General features: G+C 34.4%; 21 protein-coding genes and 2 tRNA genes. 16 read left to right on the top strand and 7 right to left on the bottom strand.

Features of this window, described 5'->3' with window-relative positions:
• Window positions 1-141: 141 nt before the first annotated feature.
• On the bottom strand, window positions 142-678 hold the full coding sequence (locus tag AAEO57_RS05715; RefSeq protein ID WP_341690416.1) for an RNA methyltransferase: 537 nt from the start codon (window positions 676-678) through the stop codon (window positions 142-144).
• Between the two features lie 80 nt (window positions 679-758).
• Window positions 759-1,190, bottom strand: coding sequence for a DUF1573 domain-containing protein (locus AAEO57_RS05710; protein ID WP_341690414.1), 432 nt, complete (start codon window positions 1,188-1,190; stop codon window positions 759-761).
• 159 nt (window positions 1,191-1,349) lie between these two features.
• On the opposite strand from AAEO57_RS05710, the gene mutS reads away from it, so the two are divergent.
• The 4 genes from mutS (at window position 1,350) to AAEO57_RS05690 (ending at window position 4,821) form a co-directional block, all read left to right on the top strand.
• Window positions 1,350-3,956: a DNA mismatch repair protein MutS gene (gene mutS, locus AAEO57_RS05705; RefSeq protein WP_341690412.1), complete on the top strand. Its 2,607-nt coding sequence runs from the start codon at window positions 1,350-1,352 to the stop codon at window positions 3,954-3,956.
• Between the two features lie 162 nt (window positions 3,957-4,118).
• A tRNA-Gly gene (locus tag AAEO57_RS05700) sits at window positions 4,119-4,194 on the top strand.
• Window positions 4,195-4,206: 12 nt separating this feature from the next.
• Window positions 4,207-4,292 (top strand) — tRNA-Leu (locus AAEO57_RS05695).
• Between the two features lie 154 nt (window positions 4,293-4,446).
• Window positions 4,447-4,821: a DUF1508 domain-containing protein gene (locus AAEO57_RS05690; protein ID WP_341690723.1), complete on the top strand. Its 375-nt coding sequence runs from the start codon at window positions 4,447-4,449 to the stop codon at window positions 4,819-4,821.
• Between the two features lie 107 nt (window positions 4,822-4,928).
• On the opposite strand, the gene AAEO57_RS05685 is transcribed toward AAEO57_RS05690, so the two are convergent.
• A complete protein-coding gene (locus AAEO57_RS05685) occupies window positions 4,929-5,156 on the bottom strand; it encodes a PG1828 family lipoprotein (protein ID WP_163408711.1) in 228 nt (75 codons plus the stop codon).
• Window positions 5,157-5,496: 340 nt separating this feature from the next.
• Window positions 5,497-6,726 (bottom strand): 3-deoxy-D-manno-octulosonic acid transferase, encoded by a 1,230-nt coding sequence (locus AAEO57_RS05680; protein WP_341690408.1) that lies wholly within the window; start codon window positions 6,724-6,726, stop codon window positions 5,497-5,499.
• Window positions 6,727-6,860: 134 nt separating this feature from the next.
• Between AAEO57_RS05680 and AAEO57_RS05675 the strand changes: the two genes are divergently transcribed.
• On the top strand, window positions 6,861-7,994 hold the full coding sequence (locus AAEO57_RS05675; protein ID WP_341690406.1) for a DegT/DnrJ/EryC1/StrS family aminotransferase: 1,134 nt from the start codon (window positions 6,861-6,863) through the stop codon (window positions 7,992-7,994).
• A gap of 54 nt (window positions 7,995-8,048) precedes the next feature.
• On the opposite strand, the gene AAEO57_RS05670 is transcribed toward AAEO57_RS05675, so the two are convergent.
• Window positions 8,049-8,837, bottom strand: a complete 789-nt coding sequence (locus AAEO57_RS05670) for an META domain-containing protein (protein WP_341690404.1) — start codon at window positions 8,835-8,837, stop codon at window positions 8,049-8,051.
• Between the two features lie 259 nt (window positions 8,838-9,096).
• Between AAEO57_RS05670 and nirB the strand changes: the two genes are divergently transcribed.
• The 11 genes from nirB (at window position 9,097) to AAEO57_RS05615 (ending at window position 21,880) form a co-directional block, all read left to right on the top strand.
• Entirely contained in the window at window positions 9,097-11,607 is a 2,511-nt protein-coding gene (gene nirB, locus AAEO57_RS05665) for a nitrite reductase large subunit NirB (protein ID WP_341690402.1), read from the top strand.
• A 262-nt stretch (window positions 11,608-11,869) separates the two neighbouring features.
• Complete coding sequence (gene nirD / locus AAEO57_RS05660; RefSeq protein ID WP_341690399.1) at window positions 11,870-12,247, top strand: nitrite reductase small subunit NirD; 378 nt, start codon at window positions 11,870-11,872, stop codon at window positions 12,245-12,247.
• A gap of 33 nt (window positions 12,248-12,280) precedes the next feature.
• A complete protein-coding gene (locus AAEO57_RS05655) occupies window positions 12,281-12,865 on the top strand; it encodes a DUF4202 domain-containing protein (RefSeq protein WP_341690397.1) in 585 nt (194 codons plus the stop codon).
• A gap of 66 nt (window positions 12,866-12,931) precedes the next feature.
• Entirely contained in the window at window positions 12,932-14,737 is a 1,806-nt protein-coding gene (locus AAEO57_RS05650; protein WP_341690395.1) for a PAS domain-containing sensor histidine kinase, read from the top strand.
• Window positions 14,738-14,896: 159 nt separating this feature from the next.
• Window positions 14,897-15,556: a response regulator gene (locus AAEO57_RS05645; RefSeq protein ID WP_341690393.1), complete on the top strand. Its 660-nt coding sequence runs from the start codon at window positions 14,897-14,899 to the stop codon at window positions 15,554-15,556.
• A gap of 97 nt (window positions 15,557-15,653) precedes the next feature.
• Window positions 15,654-17,132: an MFS transporter gene (locus tag AAEO57_RS05640; RefSeq protein WP_341690391.1), complete on the top strand. Its 1,479-nt coding sequence runs from the start codon at window positions 15,654-15,656 to the stop codon at window positions 17,130-17,132.
• 263 nt (window positions 17,133-17,395) lie between these two features.
• Window positions 17,396-18,784, top strand: a complete 1,389-nt coding sequence (locus tag AAEO57_RS05635; RefSeq protein ID WP_341690388.1) for a CmpA/NrtA family ABC transporter substrate-binding protein — start codon at window positions 17,396-17,398, stop codon at window positions 18,782-18,784.
• 189 nt (window positions 18,785-18,973) lie between these two features.
• Entirely contained in the window at window positions 18,974-19,339 is a 366-nt protein-coding gene (locus AAEO57_RS05630; RefSeq protein WP_341690386.1) for a hypothetical protein, read from the top strand.
• A 134-nt stretch (window positions 19,340-19,473) separates the two neighbouring features.
• Window positions 19,474-20,199, top strand: coding sequence for a hypothetical protein (locus AAEO57_RS05625; protein ID WP_341690384.1), 726 nt, complete (start codon window positions 19,474-19,476; stop codon window positions 20,197-20,199).
• An 88-nt stretch (window positions 20,200-20,287) separates the two neighbouring features.
• Complete coding sequence (locus AAEO57_RS05620; protein ID WP_341690382.1) at window positions 20,288-20,911, top strand: class I SAM-dependent methyltransferase; 624 nt, start codon at window positions 20,288-20,290, stop codon at window positions 20,909-20,911.
• Window positions 20,912-21,109: 198 nt separating this feature from the next.
• Window positions 21,110-21,880, top strand: coding sequence for an alpha/beta hydrolase (locus tag AAEO57_RS05615; protein ID WP_341690380.1), 771 nt, complete (start codon window positions 21,110-21,112; stop codon window positions 21,878-21,880).
• A 65-nt stretch (window positions 21,881-21,945) separates the two neighbouring features.
• Here AAEO57_RS05615 and AAEO57_RS05610 read toward each other — a convergent pair whose 3' ends face one another.
• Both AAEO57_RS05610 and ntrB read right to left on the bottom strand, forming a co-directional pair.
• The gene (locus tag AAEO57_RS05610; RefSeq protein WP_341690378.1) at window positions 21,946-22,752 is read right to left on the bottom strand and encodes an ABC transporter ATP-binding protein; all 807 of its coding nucleotides are present in this window, start codon (window positions 22,750-22,752) and stop codon (window positions 21,946-21,948) included.
• A 101-nt stretch (window positions 22,753-22,853) separates the two neighbouring features.
• Window positions 22,854-23,741 carry a nitrate ABC transporter permease gene (gene ntrB / locus AAEO57_RS05605; protein ID WP_341690376.1) on the bottom strand — a complete coding sequence of 296 codons (888 nt, stop codon included), beginning with the start codon at window positions 23,739-23,741 and terminating at the stop codon, window positions 22,854-22,856.
• Window positions 23,742-23,810 lie beyond the last annotated feature (69 nt).

Raw genomic sequence — 23,810 nt, 5'->3', positions numbered from 1 at the left:
TAATCAAATTACTATTTTTAGATACATCTAGGAGATCAATTCATTATCATTAAAACCCTTTGGTAGAAATAGTTAAGAGAGTTCTAAAATAAATACTGCTATTAAACTTTTTTGTTTAAAAAGTGCTAATTTGTATATAAATCATAAATTCCAGTTGATTTTCTTGAATAAATCCCAAACTACAATTCCGGCACTAACTGATATATTTAATGAATGTTTGGTTCCCAGCTGTGGAATTTCAATGCAGCCATCACAAATAGCTACGGCTTCCTGAGCAACTCCATAAACTTCGTTTCCGAAAACCAATGCATATTTTTGATTTTTCTCTACTTTAAAATCCTGAAGAAAAACAGCACTTTCTACTTGTTCGATAGCAAGAGTTAATACATTTTCTTTTTTTAGATTTTCAATTACTTCCAAAACATTTTCATGATGTTCCCAGATCACAGTTTCAGTCGCACCAAGAGCTGTTTTGTGTATTTCCTTATTCGGAGGAGTAGCTGTGATGCCGCATAAGATGATTTTTTCTACTAAAAAAGCATCGGCAGTTCTAAATACAGATCCTATATTGTGTAAACTGCGAATATCATCCAATACTAAGATCAGGGGTGTTTTCTCAGATTTTTTAAAATCATCAATGGATTTTCTGTCCAGCTCACTATTTTCAAGTTTTCTCATTTGCGTTTGATTGAATTCAGGTCATAAAAAAAGCTTCCAAAGTTAAGGAAGCTTTTTGAATATTTTTATTGTTTTTTTTACTAGCTTTTTGTCGGTTCTGGTAGAACAGTACCTTTAATAGTAAGGATTTTTGTTGGTTGTCCTTCAGCATTAGAAGTAACCGTTACCGTTTTTGTAAATGCACCCGGTCTGTCAGTAGCATATTTTACACCAATTACACCTTTTGCACCTGGAGCAATTGGTTCTTTTGGAGTACTTGGCACGGTGCAACCGCATGATCCCTGAGTGTTCGTAATGATTAATGGTTTTGTTCCGTTGTTTACAAAAACAAACTGGCGGTTACCATCAGCTTTAAAAGCGATAGTTCCGTAGTCAATTGTTTCGTTTTCAAAAACCATTCCTGCTCCCTGAACTTTAGCAACTTTTGCTGTATTAGCTTTTTTTGTACTTTGTGCGTTAGAAGCTGTAATACCAGCTACAGCTAACATAGCGAATAAAATTATTTTTTTCATCTTTTAAGCGTCTTTGTTTTAATTATGAAACAAATCTATGTAAAATTCTCATATCTGCACTTAAAAATTTCTTAAAATATTTTAATTTTTGACACCAGCGATATTCCTTCAAAATATCCTAAATTCGCTGTCGTAATTTTCATTTAAAACATAATTAATTTGGCAGCGAAAGAGAAAGTGGTGAAAGAAACACCATTGATGAAACAGTATAATGAAATTAAGGCGAAATATCCTGATGCGTGCTTGCTTTTCAGAGTAGGGGATTTTTATGAAACTTTCGGGGAAGACGCTATCAGAGCCTCTAAAATCCTTGGGATTACATTGACCAAAAGAGGCGCAGGTTCAGATACCGAAACAGCTTTGGCTGGTTTTCCGCATCATTCTGTTAATACCTATCTGCCAAAATTAGTAAAAGCCGGACTCCGGGTAGCGATCTGTGATCAGCTCGAAGATCCGAAAATGACAAAGACTATTGTGAAACGTGGTGTTACAGAACTCGTAACTCCTGGGGTTTCCTTAAATGATGAGGTTTTACAGTCAAAAACAAATAATTTTTTAGCTTCAGTTTATTTTGCTAATAAAAATATCGGAATTTCTTTTCTGGACGTGTCTACAGGGGAGTTTTTAACGGCTCAGGGAAATGCCGAATACATTGATAAATTATTGCAGAATTTTAATCCAAGTGAAGTTCTGGTACCCAAAAATAATAAAAGCAATTTCAAGGATACTTTTGGGGATGATTTTCACAGTTTTTATCTGGAAGACTGGATTTACAAAGAAGATTATGCTTTAGAAACTTTGACAAAACATTTTCAAACGGTTTCTCTAAAAGGTTTTGGAGTTGAAGAGCTAAAAGAGGGGATTATTGCTTCCGGGGCAATTTTATATTATTTATCAGAGACGCAGCATAATCGTATTCAGCATATTACGGCAATTCAGCGTATTGCAGAAGATGCTTATGTTTGGATGGATCGTTTTACTATCCGAAATTTAGAATTGTATCATAGTTATAATCCGAATGCGGTTACACTTTTAGATGTTATTGATAAAACACTTTCTCCGATGGGAGGGCGTTTGTTAAAGCGATGGCTGGCACTGCCTTTAAAAGATGCTAATAAAATAAAAGGGCGCCATGAAGTTGTGGCTTATCTGAAATCGAATCCTGAAATCCTTTATAATATTCAATATCAGATTAAGCAAATTTCGGATTTAGAACGTTTGATTTCTAAAATAGCAGCAGGTAAGGTTTCACCCCGTGAAATTGTTTATTTGAAAGAGTCTTTGGATGCCATTATTCCTATAAAAACACTTGCGCTCGAAAGTCCTCAGGAAGCGGTAAAAGTTATCGGAGACAGTTTGCATGCTTGTGATTTGCTCCGCGAAAAAATTAAAACTACTTTAAACCAGGATGCGCCGGTTGCCATTTCAAAAGGAAATGCAATTGCAGGGGGAATCAGTCAGGAATTAGATGAATTACGCGCTATTTCGACTTCCGGGAAAGAATTTTTGGAAGGAATTGAAAAAAGAGAGTCAGAGAGAACTGGAATTTCTTCGTTAAAAATTTCTTTTAATAATGTTTTTGGATATTATATCGAAGTTCGAAATACACACAAAGATAAAGTTCCGGAAGAATGGATTCGTAAGCAGACTCTGGTAAATGCTGAACGTTATATTACGGAAGAATTAAAAGAATATGAAACTAAAATTTTAGGAGCGGAAGAGAGGATTTATAAAATTGAAACAGATCTTTTCGAGCAGTTGGTAGCATGGATTGGAACTTATATCAAGCCAGTCCAGATGAATGCTTATTTGATTGCGCAGCTGGACTGTTTGTGTTCGTTTACGCAAATGGCTGTCGAAAATCAATATGTATGTCCTGAAATTGACGATACTTTTGAACTAGATATCAAAAACGGAAGACATCCTGTAATCGAAAAACAATTGCCTGTTGGAACGCCATATATTGCAAATGACGTTTTCTTAGATAGAGAAACACAGCAAATTATTATGATTACCGGACCAAACATGTCTGGTAAGTCGGCTATTTTAAGGCAAACTGCTTTGATTGTGCTTTTGGCTCAAATGGGAAGTTTTGTCCCTGCTGATAGTGTCAGAATGGGAATTGTGGATAAAATTTTTACAAGGGTTGGAGCTTCAGATAATATTTCGATGGGTGAGTCTACGTTTATGGTCGAAATGAACGAAACGGCTTCTATTTTGAATAATATTTCAGAAAGAAGTTTGGTGTTGTTAGATGAGATCGGACGTGGAACCAGTACCTACGACGGAATCTCGATTGCATGGGCGATTGCTGAATTCTTGCATGAACATCCGGGAAGAGCCAAAACGCTTTTTGCAACCCATTACCATGAATTAAATGAGATGACAGAATCGATGCTGAGAATCCAGAATTTTAATGTGGCGGTAAAAGAATTGAAAGACACTGTTTTATTCGTACGAAAACTGGTGAAGGGCGGGAGTGCGCACAGTTTCGGGATTCATGTGGCTAAAATGGCAGGAATGCCTCAGTTGGTTATTACGAAAGCACAAAAACTTTTGAAAAAATTAGAAAAGAACCATTCGAGTGATGCTCTGAATGGAATAAAATCAGCCAACGATGAAATGCAAATGAGCTTCTTTAATTTGGATGATCCCTTGCTTGAAGAGATAAGAGAAGAGATTTTAAACCTCGATATTAATGCTATTACACCGGTAGAGGCTCTGATGAAACTGAATGAGATCAAAAGGATGCTGGTTAAAAAATAAAATTCTTAAAATTTTCAAATTTAAACTTTAGGTTATCAGAGCGTTATAAAATAAGTATATTTTTTTTTGAAAAAACGCTTGTGTAATTGAATAAATGTCCTAAATTTGCACTCGCAATATGAAACAAGTTAAGTGTTGCAGTTCTTAAATAGAATTTGAAATGCGAAAATAGCTCAGTTGGTAGAGCGCGACCTTGCCAAGGTCGAGGTCGCGGGTTCGAGCCCCGTTTTTCGCTCCAAAACCATACAATGCTCGGATGGTGAAATTGGTAGACACGCTGGACTTAAAATCCAGTGAACAGCAATGTTCGTGCGGGTTCAAGTCCCGCTCTGAGTACAAAAGCCTCTTCGAAAGAAGAGGCTTTTTTTATTGTGTAAATTTGATTAAAATAAATTTACGCCGTAAATTTATTTTGTTGTTAGTGTTGAATCAACAATCAACAATCAACAATCAACAATCAACAATCAACAATCAACAATCAACAATCAATATGGGGGCTTTTGTAATCAGCAGGCGATTTAATGATGAGTATAAATTTGTTTTTACTTCAAGGAAAGGGAAGGTGATATTTACAAGTTTGAGTTATGAATTGAGGTTTGAGTGTGAAGAGGATATTGAAAAATTTAAAGCAAATATTGAGCTTGCAAAATTTTTAAAATTTAAAGGTTCTGGTGGGAAGTATTTTTTTAAATTGATGCTGGGGGATATTCATTTTGCTACGAGTCGAAAATACACTACAGAATTGCTTCTTCAGAAAGGGATAAAAGAGATTGTGACTTATGCTTCAAAAGCGGAGATTTTGGATTTCTCTTCCAATGAATTGGTTTTTGAAGATGAGATAGCTGTTGAGGATGAAATGGAATAAAAAAAAGCGTTTGCAAATGGCAGACGCTTTTTTTTGTGTTTTAAGAATGTAATAAAAAAAAAACCATCACATTGGATGGTTTTAAAATTTTTAGAACTGGGTTCTAATTATTTTTTTACTTCTTTAGCAGCTTCTTCAACTTTTGCAGCAGCAGTATCTACAGTTGCAGCAGCAGAATCAACAGTTGCAGCAGCAGAATCAACAGTTGCAGCAGCAGAATCAACAACAGCAGCAGTAGAATCTACAGCTCCTTCAGTAGCTGCAGCGTCAGCTTTTTTACAAGATACAACAGTTAAAACAGCAACAACAGCTAAACTTAAAAATACTTTTTTCATCTTACTTTATTATAAAAGGTTAATTATTAATTCGAGGCAAAGATATAAATTTTTTAATATGTAAAATATTTTTTTATTTTTTTTTTAAAATATTTTCCTTCGTCACTCGATGTTCTTATTTATCAATTAATGTGCCAAAACTACTGAAAAGAAGCGTATTGTTGTTTTTTTTGTAAATTTTGTGTTTCGTTGAATATTTAAAAAAGATTTGGCTATTTCAATTGGTTTGTTTGTGTTTTGTTTTGTTTTTTGATTGATTATTTTTTATCGGAAAAATCTTTTACGGTTGTTTTTTTTAGAAAATGAAGTTTGTAAAATCTAATTTAGGCAATTTAGTATTTCAATTAATGGATTTTATGATCGTATTGGTTGCCCCTTTGTTGTTCTGAATATATAACCTGCAAATTTCTCCTTTTTCTCTTAGGTAATTTTCGTCAGAAAGCAGACGGTCAAAGGTCTGTTTTAGTTCCTCTCGGTTAGAAATAACCATGCATCCTTTCAGGTTTACCAATTCAATTGCTTCAGCGAATTTTGAATAATTAGGGCCAATAACAATTGGAATTCCAAAAGTAGCGGGTTCCAAAATATTGTGAATACCAGGATTTCCAAATCCGCCACCTACGTAAGCAATAGTTCCGTAACTGTATATTTTAGTTAGTAATCCAACGGTATCAATAATGAAAACACTATACTCAGCTAAAGCTTTGTGTTCTTTTTCGGAAAACAAAATCGTTTTTTTTGTAATCGCATTTTTCAGACTTTCAATTTGGTCTGGTTTTATGTTGTGCGGAGCTATAATAAACTTTACTGAAGAAGGAGCCTGATTGATATATTCTGTTAATAGAGTTTCGTCTTTTGGCCAGGAACTTCCAATGACTATCAGTGGATGATTGTTTTTGAAAGTTTCGATAAAACTGAGTGAATTGTCTCTTTCTAAAATGGCATTTACACGATCAAAACGGGTGTCTCCGGAAACAATTACGTTGTGAAATCCTATTGATTTTATTTTGTTTTTGGAATCTTCATTCTGAACAAAAAAATAAGTAAAAGTTTTTAATGCTTTTCTGTAAAATCCCCCATACCATTTAAAAAACATTTGGTTGTCCCTGAAAATACCGGAAATTAAATAAACAGGTGTTTTTTGCTTTTTTAATTCTTCTAAATAATTAAGCCAAAATTCATATTTGATGAAAAATGCTAATTCCGGATGTGCTAATTTTAAAAATTCTTTAGCGTTGCTTTTGGTGTCAAGCGGCAGGTAAATGGTTACATCGGCGATGTTATTGTTTTTACGAACTTCATAGCCGGATGGTGAGAAGAAAGTTACAATGATTTTATGTGTCGGGTATTTTTCTTTGATTTTTTCAATTACCGGCAGCCCCTGTTCGTATTCACCCAGTGAAGCCGAATGAAACCAGATTGTTTTATCTTCAGGTTTTATTTTTTCTTTTAAAATGGCAAAAACATTTTTTCGTCCATTTACAAAAAGTTTCATTTTTGGACTAAAAAACGCTGCTATTTTAAGGAAAAAACCAGCAATGATGACGAGTAAATTGTATAGATAAAGCATCTGTTTATTTTTGGTGCTAAATTACGTTTCTTTCGATTATTTTCATTGTTCGAAGGTATTAAATAACTATTTTTGCTTCTCGTTTTAAAGATTTTGCTTTAAAGGCATATCTTGGATTTAAATAAGAAAGATAAATGAAAAAAATTCAAATGGTTGACTTGAAGAGTCAATACGAAAAAATAAAATCTACTGTTGATGCTTCTATTCAGGAAGTTTTAGATACTAATACTTATATAAATGGTCCGTTGGTTCATCAGTTTCAAAAAAACCTTGAAGAGTATTTGGGTGTGAAACATGTGATTCCTTGTGCAAACGGAACCGATGCTTTGCAGATTGCTATGATGGGGCTTGATTTGAAGCCTGGTGACGAGGTTATTACAGCTGATTTTACATTTGCAGCTACTGTAGAAGTTATTGCTTTATTGCAGCTGACCCCAGTTTTGGTAGATGTTGATTTGCATAATATGAATATTGATATTGATGCGATTAAAAAAGCTATTACGCCAAAAACAAAAGCAATTGTTCCGGTGCATTTATTTGGGCGTGCCGCCAATATGGATGCTATTATGGAAATTGCAGCAGAGCATAATTTATATGTAATTGAAGATAATGCACAAGCGATTGGAGCTGATTATGTTTCTAAATCAGGAACAAAAACTAAGGTTGGGGTAATTGGTCACGTTGCAGCAACATCGTTTTTTCCGTCTAAAAATTTAGGCTGTTATGGTGATGGGGGGGCAATTTTTACAAATGATGATAAACTAGCGCATATTATTCGCGGAATTGTAAACCACGGAATGTACGAGCGTTACCATCATGATGTTGTGGGGGTGAATTCACGTCTGGATAGTATTCAGGCAGGTGTGTTGAATGCAAAATTACCTCTTTTGAATGAGTACAATGCATCGCGTCGTTTGGCAGCAACCAAATACAACGCTGCTTTTGCAGGCAACGAAAAGATTGTCACGCCGGAATTTGATGCAAATGGAAATGATCATGTTTTTCATCAATATGTGTTAAGAATTTTAAATGCAGACCGAAATGCTTTAATGCAGCATTTGCTGGATAAAGGAATACCATGTGCAATTTATTACCCAATTCCTTTGCATTCTCAGAAAGCTTATGTGGATTCACGTTATAAAGAAGAGCAGTTTCCGGTAACTAATCAATTGGTGAAAGAAGTAATTGCATTGCCAATGCATACTGAGCTTGATGATGAGCAAATTAAATTTATAACAGATTCTGTTTTAGAATTTCTGGCTAAATAATTTAATTTTGAAAACAAATAAAACCCCAAATCTAACTGATTTGGGGTTTCTTTTTTAATCTACTTTCTTTAAAACCAAAAGTTTTCCTGAAGGATTGGAAAGTGTGAGTCGGTTGTTTTTAATCGAATAAGTAGTGGTGCTTTGAAGTGTTTTAATGAATTTGTCTTCCTTATTATTTTCGGGGCACGCCATTAAAGTTGAAATAATATTGTTAAAACGAAGGAGATCGTTTTCGAAAAATAAACTTCCGTTAATTGAGTTGCAGCCTCCAAATCCCATAAATCTGTTTTCTGCAGCGTGGATCTCAATGCGGGGCAATTCTTTCTGAAAATCGGTTGTAAAAACTTTATATCCATCTAATTCTTCTAAAACCCAAATGTCATGCAGGCGGTAATCGGTAATGTATTTTCCGCATCCTTCCACTTTTTTTAAAGAGCCGTCAGAATTGCTTTTGATTTCAACAGTAACTTTATAAGGTGAAATAATTCCGGACATAGAATCCTGACAATCTATTTGTTGAATAGAAATTGCCAGACTGGCTGTTGTGTTTTTTACTTTGTAGGTTTTGATATTCGCATCCATTGCTCTTGTAGGTTTTGCAGATGAGAATGCAAGGGTTTTCTTTTCTTTGGTCAGTAATGTAAAGATAATTTGTTCCGGACTTATTTTCAATTCCCAGAAAGGTTTATTTCCTGTTGCTTTAAAATAAATAGTAAGATCTTCATCGGACTTTTTTTCTGAAGAATTGTTATTTATCTCTTTTAAATTGGAGTCTTTTGGGTTGACGGTTTTGCAATTGTAGGCAAAAGAAATTATGATGATTAAAATGAAGTACTTTTTCATTGAGTTTTTTAAAAATTTAAATCATTATCAAATATAAAATCAGATAGATAAGTAACGGCTGGTTACTCAAATTTAGGAAAAATATCACAGGTTGCAGAATTTTTAAATTTGGGTTACAGCTCAAACAGCCCTTACTTACTGGGGATACGATAAAATACGTATTTAGAAAAATTCTAATTAATGAAAAAATTACGTAATAAGTATTTTTGTATAAGTATAAATACGTATATTTGCGTAGTAATACTTAATTAAAGAAATCATGATTAGAGTAATAGTAGTTGGAAACGGCATGGTTGGGTACAAATTTTGCGAAAAGTTTATCGCAAAGTCAGGACAGGAAAAGTATCAGATTACCGTATTTGGTGAAGAACCTAGACGTGCTTATGATCGCGTTCACTTGAGCGAATACTTTGGAGGGAAAACAGCTGATGATTTATCATTGTCAACAAGCGAATGGTACGCAGAAAACAATATTACGCTGAATACTTCTGAATTAATTACAGATATTAACAGAGAAGAAAAAACAATACACACACATTTAGATAAAAAACATACGTACGATTACTTAGTTCTTGCAACGGGGTCTGCGGCTTTCGTTCCGCCGATTGACGGGGTAGAAAAAGAAGGTGTTTTTGTATACAGAACTATTGAGGATCTTGATGCAATCATGGCGTATGCTAAAAAAATAAAACAAAAAGGGGCTACTGAGGCTGCTGTTTTGGGTGGAGGTTTGTTGGGACTTGAAGCAGCAAAAGCGGTTCGTGATTTAGGATTGAATCCGCATGTTGTTGAGTTTGCGCCTCGTCTGATGCCTAGACAGTTAGATAAAGGAGCGAGCGATATGTTGCAGTCAAAAATAGAGGAATTGAATATTGGAATTCATCTTAATAAAGCAACACAATATATCGACGGAAAGGAATGCATAACGGGAATGATGTTTGCTGATGATGAATTGTTAAAAGTAGACATGTTGGTTATATCTGCCGGAATTAAACCGCGTGATGAGCTGGCGAGAGTTTCGGGACTTGAAGTTGGTTTGCGTGGCGGTATTGTGGTAAACAATCAAATGCAGACATCAGATCCTTCTATTTATGCGATTGGTGAAGTGGCTTTATATAATCAAATGATTTACGGACTGGTTGCTCCGGGGTACGAAATGGCCGATGTGGCTGCAGAGCAGATCTTAAATGGTTCTAAAACCATGAGAGAAACCATCGATATGTCGACACAATTGAAATTGATTGGTGTTGAAGTTGCGAGTTTTGGTGATCCTTTTATCGAAAATGATGAGGTAACCGCTATTATTTATGAAAATAAATTATCAGGAGTTTATAAAAGAATTAATGTAACTAAAGATTCTAAAACTTTATTAGGTGGGATTTTAGTAGGTGATTCTAGTGATTATAATTCGCTTTTCCAGATTTACATCAACGGAATGGCTTTGCCTAAAAATCCTGAAGATCTGATTTTAGGATCAAGAGACGGTTCTGAAAGTTCTGCTGTAGGTGTAATGGATTTACCGGATACTGCGGTAATCTGTTCTTGCGAGAATGTGACAAAAGGAGCAATCTGCTGTTCTATTCTTGATGAAACCTGTTCAAGCCTTTCAGATGTTGTAAAACTTACCAAAGCAACTTCAGGTTGTGGAGGATGTAAACCAATGGTTTCAGATCTTGTAAAAGCAGCTCAGAAATCGATGGGTAAAGAAGTAAAAGATGTTATCTGTGAACACTTTAGTTATACACGTCAGGAATTGTTTGATTTAGTTAAAATTAATAAATACGAGAATTTTTATGATGTAATCGATCATCACGGAAAAGGTGATGGGTGTGAGGTTTGTAAGCCTGTAATTGCCTCAATTTTCTCTAGTATTTACAACGATACTGCTAATAAACACGTTACTACTCAGGATACTAATGACAGATTTTTGGCTAACATTCAAAGAAACGGAACTTATTCAGTTGTGCCAAGAGTTGCCGGAGGAGAAATTACTGCCGAAAAATTAATCGTTATTGGAGAAGTCGCTAAGCAATTTGATTTATATACCAAAATTACCGGAGCACAGCGTGTCGATTTGTTCGGAGCGCATTTGGATGATCTTCCTAAAATCTGGAAAGTATTAATCGATAATGGTTTTGAAAGTGGTCATGCTTACGGAAAATCCCTTAGAGCTGTAAAAAGCTGTGTCGGAAATGCCTGGTGCCGTTACGGAATGGATGACAGTGCCGGTTTTGCAATCGAATTGGAAAACAGATATAAAGGAATTCGTTCTCCGCATAAACTAAAAGGTGGTGTTTCGGCTTGTATCCGTGAATGTGCCGAGGCTCGTGGAAAAGATTTTGGTTTAATCGCAGTAGAAGGCGGATGGAATTTATACATCTGCGGAAACGGTGGAGCTAATCCGAAACATGCTGTTTTGCTTGCTGAACAAATTGACAAAGAAACTGTTATTAAATATATGGACCGCTTTTTAATGTATTATATCAGAACGGCAGGTCCGCTGATCAGAACATCAACCTGGCTTGAAAAACTGGAAGGTGGTTTAGATTACTTAAAAGAAGTAATTATCGAAGACAGTTTAGGTATTTGTGAAACTTTGGAAGCTGAAATGCAGACTTTGGTAAATACATTTGAGTGTGAATGGAAACAGGTTCTTGAAAAACCAAGATTATTGAAACGTTTCAGTCACTTTGTGAACTCAGATGAAAAGGATGATAATGTAACTTTTGTTCCGATGAGAGATCAAAAAATGCCAAAAGCCTGGTCATAAATTGAATATTGACACATAGTAACATAGATTTTATAAACTCAAAAAGATATTGTTACAATCATACAAAATAGCTATGTGTGAGAAACGGGTTTCTTTTGGAGTTCCTTTTCCGATAATTAAAGTCTATGTTCCTATGTGTTCAAAAAAAAATAAAAAACAGAATTAACGATTGCTGTCCTCTTACCCTCTTTTTTACTGCGCCATCAAACTCTCTTGATTGTAAAAAGAGGGATAAGAATACAGATTATAAAATACAACCAAAATGGAAGAAATTTTAAACCAATACGAAACTGTACATCTAAGCGATGTTAAAATATGGTTCAAAGCCGGTAATGTGAGTGATTTTCCAACTAACCGTGGCGGTTGCATCAAATATAAAAACAAACAAATTGCGGTTTTTAACTTTGCACGCCGTAATGAGTGGTATGCTTGTCAAAATGCCTGTCCGCACAAAATGGAAATGGTGTTGTCAAGAGGAATGACAGGGTCTGCAGATGATGTCCCTAAAATTGCCTGTCCAATGCACAAAAAAACGTTTTCACTGGTAGATGGTTCAAACCTGAATGGCGATGATTTGAAAATTGCAACATATCCGGTTAAAATTGTTGAAGGCGAAGTGTTCGTTGGCTTTTTAGATTAATCTGCGTATATTTGAAAATATATTTTCAAAAAAATGAGTACACGTTTTCAAAAAGCAAGCGAATGGATTGATGCTGAAAATTCGCAGGATCCAAACATAGAGACAGATCAGAATATTGAATATCCAAAAGAGCTTTTATACTCAAACAGGATGTATGAAAAGCTGATGCAATTTTGTCCTGAAGCTTCAGAAGAGGTTCAGATTGCTTCAAAAGCACAGCACATCTGCCGCTGGAAAGTAGCACGCGAATCTTATCCAATGGATCGTGTAGGGTACTTAAGATGGCGGGAAGATCTGAAAAAATTTCATGCCAAAACTACTGCTGAAATTCTGGAAAGAGCGGGGTATGAGCAAACTTTTATTGATCGTGTTTCTTTTTTAATTGAAAAAAAACTTCTTAAAAAAGATGCAGAAACACAATTACTTGAAGATGTAATTTGTCTGGTATTTCTGGATTATTATTTAGAACCTTTTGTAGAAAAACATGATGATGAAAAACTCAAAAATATCATCAAAAAAACATGGGATAAAATGTCTGAAAAAGGACACCAGGAAGCCCTGAAAATCAATTATTCCGAAGAAAACTTAAATCTGATCAAAGCATCTTTAGGATTGTAAGCTGATTTTTTATGAAGTGAGCGAAAGTAGATTCCTTTTCCTGATAAAAACAAATATTGTCTTCGAATGAAAAAAAGCAATCTGGAAGTTGCAGAAAAAATTACATTCAAAAATTTACGGCGTTTGTATTTTTTTGCACTCTGGACTATTGCTATAACTGTTATTTTAAGCCAGCTTTTAATTCAGTATAACTTAAAACAGCAACTCAGCGATTCTAAAATTATCAATATTTCAGGAAAGCAAAGAATGCTGAGTCAAAGAATTACGAAAGAAGTTTTGATTTTAAACTTTGTTTCGGATGCTTCCCCAAAAAAAGAAATAGCCCATCTCAGGAGTTTACTATCCCTATGGAAAATTAATCAGGATGCTTTAGAAAATGGCAGTGATAGTCTCTCTTTTCCAAAAGAAAAAAGCGAAAGACTAAAGCAATTATATCTTGAGATAAAACCTAATTTTGAAGCTGTTGTGGAATCAACAGAACTGTTTTTGCTGAATCTGGAGCAAAAAAGTAATCCTGAAGTGAATCCAAAACTGGTTTCAGTAATTCTTAAAAATGAAAGTGTTTTTCTTTCGAAAATGAATGAAATTGTTAGCCAGTACGATATTGAAGCACATGAAAAAGTAACAGAACAGCGAAAAACAGAATACTGGATTTTCGGATTTACATTGCTGGTGCTGATTCTGGAGTTCTTTTTTATTTTTAAGCCGACCAATAAAAAAATTGAAAAGCTTATCGCTAAACTTTTATCGTCACAAAAGAAAGCCTTAAAACTGGCTTATGACACAGAAGTTATCAGTGAGATTAAGGAAAATTCGGTAAAAGAATTGAAATCGCTGAATTATGCGATGGAAAACACTTTGCTTTATTGCCGTATTGCACCTGACGGCTCTATCATTCACGTAGGTGAAAAATTTGCAAAACTTTTAAATTATACCAAATTTTCATCGAATAAAACGTTCTCGCAGGTTTTAACGGTTGATGAAAAAGAACAGCGTAACATAGATCGTATTATTTTTGAGAAACAAAGAAGTGGCTGGCAGGGTGAAATAAAAATACTTAACCGTGAAGATCAGACAATTTGGCTGGATTTGTCAATGGTTCCGGTGATGATAAAAAAAGATGAACTCGAACTTTTAATTGTTTGTTTTAATATTACCGAGCGTAAAAAAGCTCAACAGGAAGTGGAGCGTCTGAATATTGAAAATAGTACTGAAAAAATCAATCAGCAAAAAATTATTTCGAGCAAAATTGTTGAAAATCAGGAGAACGAACAAAATCGCATCGCCAAAGAAATTCATGACGGAATAGGACAAATGCTGACCGGATTAAAATTTAGTCTGGAAAGTATTAATCTGGATGACAAGGAAAAATCGGCACAGAAAATAGAATATCTGAAAAAACTATCGCTTGATATAATAAAGGGAGTGAGAACGGCAACTTTTAACCTGATGCCACCTGAATTAAGTGATCACGGAATAGTTTCGTCATTGTCAAAACTGACTCAGGAGCTTTCAAAACTAACAGGAAAAGAGATTTTGTTTTACAATAAAACCGATTTTGATCAGCGCTTAGACTCTTTGATAGAAATAAATATCTACCGTCTCACTCAGGAGGCCATCAATAATGCGATAAAATATGCTGAGTCGACTCATATTATTGTGCAGCTTTCTCATAGTGAAACCCTTTTGAGTGTTATTGTTGACGATAACGGAAAAGGTTTTGACAAGGCTGCGGTTGAGAAAAAACGAAACAGCGAATCAGGAATGGGGCTTTTGTTTATGAAGGAAAGGATACAATATATTAATGGTCGTGCATTTATAAACTCGATTCCGGGAGAAGGGACTAGAATTACTTTTAATATCCCTATTTAACAATGACAATAACAATTGCAAAATCAATAACAATTAAAATGTTTAGAGGAAATTAGGATTGCTATTGATTTTTGAAATTGACTTTGAAAAAATTACGTATCTTAGCCCTTTCTTATAGATGAATATACGTAAAAAATCAGAATTAAAATTAAGTAAAATATGAGTGATAATATTCGTGTAGTATTGGCAGACGACCATGTTTTTGTAAGGGATGGAATAAAATCTTTGCTTGAAAATGAAGCAAATATAGAGGTTGTAGGAGAGGCAGTAGATGGTGCAGATGCACTTGAAGTTGTTGCTGCACACAATCCCGATTTACTTATAATAGATATCAGGATGCCTAATCTTACAGGTATTGAGGTAGTAGAAAAACTTAGAAGCGAAAATAATAAAATTAAAATCATTATGCTTTCGATGCACGAATCGGAAGAATATGTTTTGAAATCTATAAAAGCCGGAGCCGATGGTTATTTACTGAAAGGTTCAAGTAAAGATGAATTTTTGAAAGCTTTGCATAACGTGTCAAATGGCGGAAAATATTTTAGCGGTGACATCTCTTCTATTTTAATTGGTCAGCTGACGACTTCGTCTCTTTCTGCAGAGCCTAAGCAAAGTTTAGGTGAAGAAATGATGATTACCAAAAGAGAAAAAGAAATTTTGGCTCTTTTGTTGTCAGGAAAAGGAAATAAAGAAATTGCTGAAGCTTTAGAAATAAGTAAGCGTACTGCAGAAGTTCATCGTTTTAATTTGATGAAAAAACTAAAAGTCAAAAACTTAATGGAACTTTCCAATAAGGCTACGGAATACTCTTTGTTGTAAAAACTAAGTATATTTACTTAAATATTTTTCAAAAACTGCGTTTTCGCAGTTTTTAACTACGTTATAGTACTTATTTTTGTTGAAAAATATAAGTACAATGAAAAATACGAATTCACTATCGCAATCTCACAAGATTTTATTTTTAAACACACTGGCTTTTACAGTATGTTTTGCATGCTGGACATTAAATGGCGTTTTAGTAACTTTTTTAGTAGACAACGGTATCTTTAACTGGAGTGTTGTTCAGGTAGGATGGTTGTTAGGTATTCCTATTTTGACAGGCTCTGTGATGCGCTTGCCAATAGGTATTCTTACAGATAAATTTGGAGGGAAATACGTATTTTCATTATTACTCTTACTTTGTTCTATTCCGTTGTTTTTATTGCCTTTAGCAGATAGTTTTGCAATGTTTGCAATATTAAGCTTCTTTTTCGGATTAGTAGGAACCAGTTTTGCTGTCGGAATAGGATTTACTTCTATCTGGTACCCGAAAGAATGGCAGGGACGTGCATTAGGAATCTTTGGCATGGGTAATGCCGGTGCCGCAATTACTACTTTTTTAGCTCCTTCATTATTAAATCATTTTTCAATAGAAGATCCTCAAAATGGCTGGAAAATTCTTCCTGTAATTTACGCAGTTGCATTATTGGTAATTGGAATAGCATTTTTACTATTTACAAAAAATAAAAAAGTAGAAAATAGTACCAAATCAGTTTCTCAAATGCTTCAGTCTTTAAAAAGTGCCAGAGTTTGGCGTTTTGGAGCATATTACTTTTTAGTTTTCGGATGTTTTGTGGCTTATTCGCAATGGTTATTGCCAAATTTCATGAACGTATATCAGACAAGTCTGGTGATGGGAGGTTTGTTTGCAACAATGTTCAGTTTGCCATCTGGTGTGATTAGAGCTTTTGGAGGATATTTGTCAGATAAATATGGTGCCAGAAAAGTGATGTATTGGGTATTGAGTTCTTCGGTTGTTTTAAGTGCTTTGTTAATGGTTCCGAAAATGGAAATTACCACAACCGGACCAGGTGTTTTGGCTACCAAAAAAGGAACAATTACTTCTGTAACAGATCAGAATGTTAAAATCGGGGATACTGATTTTGCTATTGCACAAAGAAAAGAAAATACTGCTGAAAACGCTATTTTTCCAACAAGTACATCGTGGCAGCAGGTTGTGGTAGAGCAAAACCAGCCTGTAAAGAAAAAAGAACTGCTTGCAAAAGGAATTACTGTAATAAAATTTGACGCCAATATGTGGGTTTTCTTAGTACTGGTAATTTTAATTGGAATTGCATGGGGAATTGGAAAAGCAGCTGTTTACAAACACATTCCTGAATATTTCCCTACCGAAGTTGGAGTAGTGGGTGGAATGGTTGGTATGATTGGAGGTTTAGGCGGTTTCTTTGGGCCGATTATCTTTGGTTACCTGCTAACGGCTACCGGAATCTGGTCTAGTTCATGGATATTTATTTTAGTTTTTTCTGTTATCTGTCTGATTTGGATGCATTATACAATTACTAAAATTATGAACGAAAAACAGCCGGTATTAGCCCGTGTTATCGATAGACAATAGTTTTTTATATTTTTTTAATTCATATTTTATTTAGTTATTTGAATTAGGCTATAGCCAAACTGTTCTATTTTTTTCTCCTTTTTGATATTCTAAAAAGGACATCAAAAAGAGTTTCTGAGTTTTTCTCAGGAACTCTTTTTTATACCAAATTATCTCCTGAACGATAGATGTCGTTTTTACATGAATTATTTTTTTTACAATAATTCGTAATGCTCGCCTCTTCGGGCAATCCAAATTATTTTTTAACCTAAAAATCAGTCAGTATGAAATCAACATTACTTAGATTGTCTTTGCTTGTTATGGTATCCTTTATTGTTTTTAGTTTTAAAGGAGAAAATACAAACAGGGCATTTTTTAAATCCGGAACAATAGATCCTCCAACAACCAAAAAATTAGCGTTAGAAAAAAAAGATGTAACAATAGGATTCATAAAGCTTACCGATATGGCACCTTTGGCTGTTGCGAAACACCTTGGCTTTTTTGAAGCTGAAGGCTTAAATGTGAAATTAGAAGTACAGGCAAACTGGAGAGATATTTTAGATAAAGTTCTCGATCAGCAAATAGACGGTGCGCAAATGTTAGCCGGACAGCCCATAGCCGCAGCAGTAGGCTGTGGCAGGCAGGGAGCTTTGGTTACAACATTTTCTATGGATTTAAACGGTAATGCCATTACGGTATCAAAAGACGTATGGTCAAAAATTGTGGACAGTATTCCGCAGGAGTATGGCAGACCTGTACATCCGATACCGGCAAGTGCATTGATGCCGGTTTTAAATATGTATAAAAAGCAGAAAAAACCTTTTGTTGTCGGAGTTGTTTCAGCCTATTCCAATCATAATTATCAGTTGCGTTATTGGCTTGCAGCTGCAGGAATCAATCCGGGATTTTATAACAATAATAATATCCAGGGAAGCAAAGGAACCACAGGCGGAGATGTATTGCTGAATGTAACAGCACCACCTCAAATGCCGGAAACTTTGCAGGCTGGTACTATAAATGCGTATTGTGTGGGAGAACCATGGAATCAGCAGGCTGTCGATCAGGGAATTGGGGTGCCGGTTGTAACGAGTAGGGAAATCTGGAAAAACCATCCCGAAAAAGTATTTGTCATGACGAAAGAATTTGTCGAAAAATACCCAAATACAACTATTGCTATTACAAAAGCTTTGATTAAAGCAGGGAAATGGCTGGATGATCCTGTAAACAGAAAAGAAGCCACCCGCATCTTGTCAAAATCGGCTTATGTTGACGGAGAAAAAAGAGTTATTGACAATTCGATGCTGGGAACATTTGAATTCGAAAAAGGAGACATACGATCTGTACCTGATTTTAATGTGTTTTTCAGATACAACGCAACCTATCCGTATTATTCTGATGGGATTTGGTTTTTGACTCAAATGAAACGCTGGGGGCAGATTGCAGAACCTAAAACAAATGAATGGTACCATTCTAAAATCAAAGAAGTGTATAAACCTGAAATCTGGATGAATGCAGCCAAACTATTATTAGAAGAAGGTTTCCTTGCAAAAACAGAAATTCCTGTAACAGATGGTTATAAACCTGCAACTACCGAATTTATTGATAATATGATGTATGACGGAAAAAAGCCTCTGGAATATATTAAAGGTTTTAAAATCGGGCTGAAGGATTAGTAGTATGGAGTTATTTCAGTGAATCCAAAAAAAATTAGCTGGAAAAAATATTTTTTCTTCAAAATTCACTTATATATTTTACCCTTTTCCTATTTCGGAAAAGGGTATTTTTTTTTGACTTAATAAATACGTATTATATACTTTAATTATTTATATTTGAATCGATTATGAACCCCAAATTCTATCCAAATGAAACCATTTCTAAAATTATCCATGTTAACCTTTTTTGTCACTCAAACTGGTATTGCTGAAAAATTCAATGAGGCTTTAATTTCAAAAAATTCAGAAATAAATTTTGCAAGAACCCAAAAAAGAGGAATTAAAAAAAACAACATTGTGTATTATGTCGAAAACGACCTGCAAACAATATCTGCTTATAAAAGAAGCAAATTGAAATGGCAGACCAATGTAATTTCTGTTTGCGGAGAACCAAAAAAAGGAAATCCTGAAATACGATATGTAGGATATAATGCAAACAAGCTGCTTATCGTTATGGGAAAACATAATTTTGCAGAAATTGACATAAATAGTGGTATGACAACACTTGTTGGTTAAGATTAAAAATATAGAGTAATAAAAGAAAGAGCTTTTGATTGATTTCAGAAGCTCTTTTTTTTGAAATTCAGGATTTACTAATTTTAGTATACAAATTTACCCTATATTTTTAATAATATTCAAAGATAAATGAAATGAAAAATAAGATTTTGGTAGTTCTATTATTCATTCTATTGGCATCTTGTCAAGAAAAAAAAATGGAGCTAAAATTAATGAACAAGGACATTGTAAGTAAAGGTTTTTCTATAGATACAATAGAATCTTTTTATAATCATTCTGTGTTTAATAGCGAAAAAGAAAAGTATGCTTTTACCAATGTTGTAAAATTTGAATTATCTAATAATACAGATAAAAAGTATTTGTTTTTTATTAAAAATTTAAATTTATCTGATATATATAATTTAGATATAATTATTGAAGATGAACAAAGTAATGTATTAGGGAAAAGCGAACCATTAATTGACCCTTCTTACAGTTGTAAATTGTTTAGTTTACTTGAACAACACTTTAAAATTGAGGATGAAAAAGAAGTATTGTTTAAAAAAATGGGCTATAATTTAAAAAGTAAAAATGTGAATTTTTATGACCAGTGGGTGGTTATTCCTGCTAAAGAAAAGTATGTTTTTCTGACATCGTTGCCTCTTCCATTTGTAGTTGAAGATACAGAAGAGAATTTAAGAAGGCCTATTTATTTTAAATTAAATCCTGAGAAAAGATATACATTTCGTCTGAAGTACAAACTAAAAGATGATATAGAGAAAATTCTACCAAAAGATATTCTGTCTAATTTCAGAGAAAATAATGTAGAGATTTTTAAAGGAGAAATTGCAACCCAAAAAATCCCCATTATTTTCAAGTAATATAAAAGTAAAACCTCACAGTTATTTTAGGATGGGAGAACTTTATGGATAAAGCATGAAAAGGTATGATAAAAATAAACGCAATAAAATGGCAAACCCCTGGACTCAAAGATGGAATGACCGCTACAGCAATGAAGAATTTGCGTATGGCACAACACCTAACAATTATCTGAAAGAACAGCTCGAAAAATTAAACCCCGGAACCATCCTTTTTCCGGCAGAAGGAGAAGGCCGAAATGCTGTTTTTGCTGCTAAGTCAGGATGGATTGCTGAAGCTTTTGATATTAGCACCGAAGGAAAAAACAAAGCATTAAAACTGGCTGAGATTAATAATGTAATGATAAATTATCAGGTTGGGGAATTAGAATTCCTGAATTATCAGGCAGAGCAATTTGATGCTATTGCCTTAATTTATGCACATTTTCCGGCAGAAATAAAATCGGCTATTCATAAAACGTTACAGCAATATTTACGCAAGGGCGGGATCGTAATTTTTGAAGCCTTCAGCAAAAAACATCTTGAATATCTGGCGAAAGATGATAAAGTTGGCGGTCCAAAAGATATTGAATCCTTATTTTCTATTGAAGAAATTAAATCTGATTTTCCTGATTATGAAATTATCGAATTGGAAGAAAAAGAAATTGAACTGAACGAAGGTTTGTTTCATAACGGTAAAGGCTCTGTGATTCGTTTTGTTGGGAGGAAAAAATAATGTGAGGTGTAAAATATAAATTTATTTAGATTTTTATTTTTAACTTATTGTTTTTCAGTGTTTTGTTTGTTGTTTTAATTTGTATTTTCGTAATAAAAAAACTATCAATTAACGTCGGCCTAATTTTTTTAAAAGGCGTTTCTCATTTTGTATTACCAATTTTTGGATTAAAGAATACTAAATTTAAACAACTTTATAATGGCAAAATCAAAAACAATTGTATTAGTACACGGCATGTTCGTGAATGATAGTAGCTGGTCAGATTGGAAACTGTATTTTGAGCAAAAAGGGTATACGGTTTATGCACCACCCAATCCCGGTCATGAAGGAAATCCTGCCGAACTTCGGGAAAATATTCATCCGAAACTTGTTGAAACAGGTTTTATAGATGTCGTAATGAACATCGCAGAACTTATTGATACACTGCCAGAAAAACCACTTGTTATCGGGCATTCAATGGCTGGTCTTGCAGTACAGAAATTACTGGATCTGGGTAAAGTGGATGCTGCGGTAAGTATAGACGGAGCGCCGCCAAAAAATGTTTTTCCGCCATTTTCTACGGTAAAAATTGTTTGGCCTGCTGTTAGTTTTTTTGCCAGTAAAGGGTATTATTTAGGAACAAGAGACTGGTACAACAGAGCGTTTTTCAATACACTTCCTAAATCTGAACAAGACAAAGCGTATGATTTAATTGCGGTTCCTGAAAGCAGAAAAATTGGACAGGAAACATTATTAAAATCTTTTTCGAACGCAGATTTCAAAAAATCACATCAACCGATTTTGTTTATCGGAGGAGGAAAGGACACAATTTTTCCGCCAGAATTAACGAAAAAGATTGCCGGTAAATACAAACATCCTGGCAGCAAAGTTGATGTAAAGATTTTTGATGACAAAAGTCATTATATCTGCGGCGAAAAAGGCTGGAAAGAAGTCGCTGATTATATTTTGAATTGGTACAACAATTTATAATTTATACATACAAATAGAGACGCACAGCGGTGCGTCTCTACAATATAAACTAACTAAACTTAAAACTAATTTTTATAAGTCATTCCCATATCTTCAATAGAGAATTTATCCGTCAATAAATGTAATAATCGGTCTCTTAGGGCGATATATTCAGGCATTTTTACGATTTCAATTTTGTTTCTTGGTCTTGGTAAATGTACTTCAACAATTTCACGGATTGTGGAAGCAGGACCATCATTCAAAACCACAATTCGGTCTGATAAAAACAAAGCTTCTTCAATGTCATGCGTAATCATTACAATTGTTTTTTCGCGGTTGTTCAGGTTCCATAATTTTAAAACTTCCAGTTGCATAGATCCTTTTGTCAGTGCATCCAAAGCGCCAAATGGCTCGTCCAGAAGCAATACACCGGGATTAATTGCGAAAGCTCTTGCAATGGCAACACGCTGCTTCATTCCACCCGAAAGCTGTCCCGGTAATTTGTCTTTGTGTTGATATAAATTCACCATTTTCAGGTTCTGAATCACGATTTCGTGTTTTTCTTTTTTAGAAACATTCATTACCGAATCAACAGCCTGGAAAATATTTTCCTCAACAGTCAGCCAGGGCAAAAGTGAGTAGTTTTGAAAAACAATGCCACGATCCGGTCCCGGTCCTTTTATTTTTTGATTGGCCAATTCTACAGAACCGCCGGTTGGCGTCAGCATTCCGCCAATAGCATTCATAATCGTTGATTTTCCACAACCTGAATGACCAATGATAGAGATGATTTCTCCTTTTTGAATAGATAAATTAATATCTCGAACAGCTATATATTTTCCTTTTGGAGTTGGGAACGATATTTCTAAATTTTTTATTTCTAAATAACTCATGATGTTTTAGTTTTAAGTTTTTAAAAAGTTTCAGGTTTCAGGTTTCAAGTTCCAGTGAAAAAACTTAGTATCTTAGCCACTTAGAACCTCAGAACCTTTTTTTAGGCTTTATAAGCCACTTTGCTCTCAATAAAAGTGAATAATTTGTCGAAAAGAAGTCCCACAATTCCGATGATGATGATGGCCGAAATTACTTTTTCCAGACTCAGGGCATTCCAGCTGTCCCATACAAAAAATCCAATTCCTGCTCCACCCGAAAGCATTTCTCCGGCAACAATTACCAGCCAGGCAACACTGATACTCAAACGCAATCCGGTAATAATGTGAGGCAAACTATACGGAATTAAAATTTTGGTTAAATAACGCATTTTTGAAAATCCGAAAGCTTTTGCCACATTTTTATGATCCTGCGGAATTGAAGCTATTCCGAAAGAAGTATTGATTAAAGTTGACCACAATGATGTGATGAAAACGATAAAAATGGTTGCCATTCCGGTATCTTTAAAAACCACAAGACCAATTGGAAACCATGCCAAAGGCGAAACCGGTTTTAAAAGCTGTACAATTGGATAGAAAATTTGTTTGCAGATGGTACTCGCTCCCATCAAAATTCCAATTGGAATCGCTATTAAAGAGCCTAATAAAAATCCGGACAAAACGGTTTTTATCGAATTGAATAACTGTAATCCGATTCCTTTGTCATTCGGACCATAATCGTAAAAGGGATCGCTCAGCATTTCTTTCAAAACGGTAAAAGTAGCCAAAGGTCCAGGAAGAGCGTCTTTGGTATAAATGCTTAGTAAACTCCAGAAGCCTATAAAAAACAGGATCCCGATTCCGGCTAATGCTGTCGATTTTAATTTTTCTGCAAATTGACTAATGAATAGTTTAAACTTCTCACTTTTTACTGAATCATTGATGTTTTCCGAAGTCAAAACCTCAGCCTGACCGGTAATATCACTTAATGTTAATGTATCTTTATCTGACATGGCATTATGATTTAAAATTTGAAAATTATATTTATGAAATGAAGTTAATTTAACCACAGATTAAAATGA

Origin of the sequence: Flavobacterium calami (assembly GCF_038290035.1) — a bacterium.
GTDB lineage: Bacteria > Bacteroidota > Bacteroidia > Flavobacteriales > Flavobacteriaceae > Flavobacterium > Flavobacterium calami.
Note: the sequence above shows the minus strand (reverse complement) of the source record. Positions and strands in the feature narration are given on the sequence as shown.

Bases quoted from the DNA above. Each gene is read 5' to 3' on its own strand.
- AAEO57_RS05715 (WP_341690416.1), bottom strand. From the start codon at position 678: ATGAGAAAACTTGAAAATAGTGAGCTGGACAGAAAATCCATTGATGAT.
- AAEO57_RS05710 (WP_341690414.1), bottom strand. From the start codon at position 1,190: ATGAAAAAAATAATTTTATTCGCTATGTTAGCTGTAGCTGGTATTACA.
- AAEO57_RS05690 (WP_341690723.1), top strand. From the start codon at position 4,447: ATGGGGGCTTTTGTAATCAGCAGGCGATTTAATGATGAGTATAAATTT.
- AAEO57_RS05685 (WP_163408711.1), bottom strand. From the start codon at position 5,156: ATGAAAAAAGTATTTTTAAGTTTAGCTGTTGTTGCTGTTTTAACTGTT.
- AAEO57_RS05680 (WP_341690408.1), bottom strand. From the start codon at position 6,726: ATGCTTTATCTATACAATTTACTCGTCATCATTGCTGGTTTTTTCCTT.
- AAEO57_RS05675 (WP_341690406.1), top strand. From the start codon at position 6,861: ATGAAAAAAATTCAAATGGTTGACTTGAAGAGTCAATACGAAAAAATA.
- AAEO57_RS05670 (WP_341690404.1), bottom strand. From the start codon at position 8,837: ATGAAAAAGTACTTCATTTTAATCATCATAATTTCTTTTGCCTACAAT.
- nirB (WP_341690402.1), top strand. From the start codon at position 9,097: ATGATTAGAGTAATAGTAGTTGGAAACGGCATGGTTGGGTACAAATTT.
- nirD (WP_341690399.1), top strand. From the start codon at position 11,870: ATGGAAGAAATTTTAAACCAATACGAAACTGTACATCTAAGCGATGTT.
- AAEO57_RS05655 (WP_341690397.1), top strand. From the start codon at position 12,281: ATGAGTACACGTTTTCAAAAAGCAAGCGAATGGATTGATGCTGAAAAT.
- AAEO57_RS05650 (WP_341690395.1), top strand. From the start codon at position 12,932: ATGAAAAAAAGCAATCTGGAAGTTGCAGAAAAAATTACATTCAAAAAT.
- AAEO57_RS05645 (WP_341690393.1), top strand. From the start codon at position 14,897: ATGAGTGATAATATTCGTGTAGTATTGGCAGACGACCATGTTTTTGTA.
- AAEO57_RS05640 (WP_341690391.1), top strand. From the start codon at position 15,654: ATGAAAAATACGAATTCACTATCGCAATCTCACAAGATTTTATTTTTA.
- AAEO57_RS05635 (WP_341690388.1), top strand. From the start codon at position 17,396: ATGAAATCAACATTACTTAGATTGTCTTTGCTTGTTATGGTATCCTTT.
- AAEO57_RS05630 (WP_341690386.1), top strand. From the start codon at position 18,974: ATGAAACCATTTCTAAAATTATCCATGTTAACCTTTTTTGTCACTCAA.
- AAEO57_RS05625 (WP_341690384.1), top strand. From the start codon at position 19,474: ATGAAAAATAAGATTTTGGTAGTTCTATTATTCATTCTATTGGCATCT.
- AAEO57_RS05620 (WP_341690382.1), top strand. From the start codon at position 20,288: ATGGCAAACCCCTGGACTCAAAGATGGAATGACCGCTACAGCAATGAA.
- AAEO57_RS05615 (WP_341690380.1), top strand. From the start codon at position 21,110: ATGGCAAAATCAAAAACAATTGTATTAGTACACGGCATGTTCGTGAAT.
- AAEO57_RS05610 (WP_341690378.1), bottom strand. From the start codon at position 22,752: ATGAGTTATTTAGAAATAAAAAATTTAGAAATATCGTTCCCAACTCCA.
- ntrB (WP_341690376.1), bottom strand. From the start codon at position 23,741: ATGTCAGATAAAGATACATTAACATTAAGTGATATTACCGGTCAGGCT.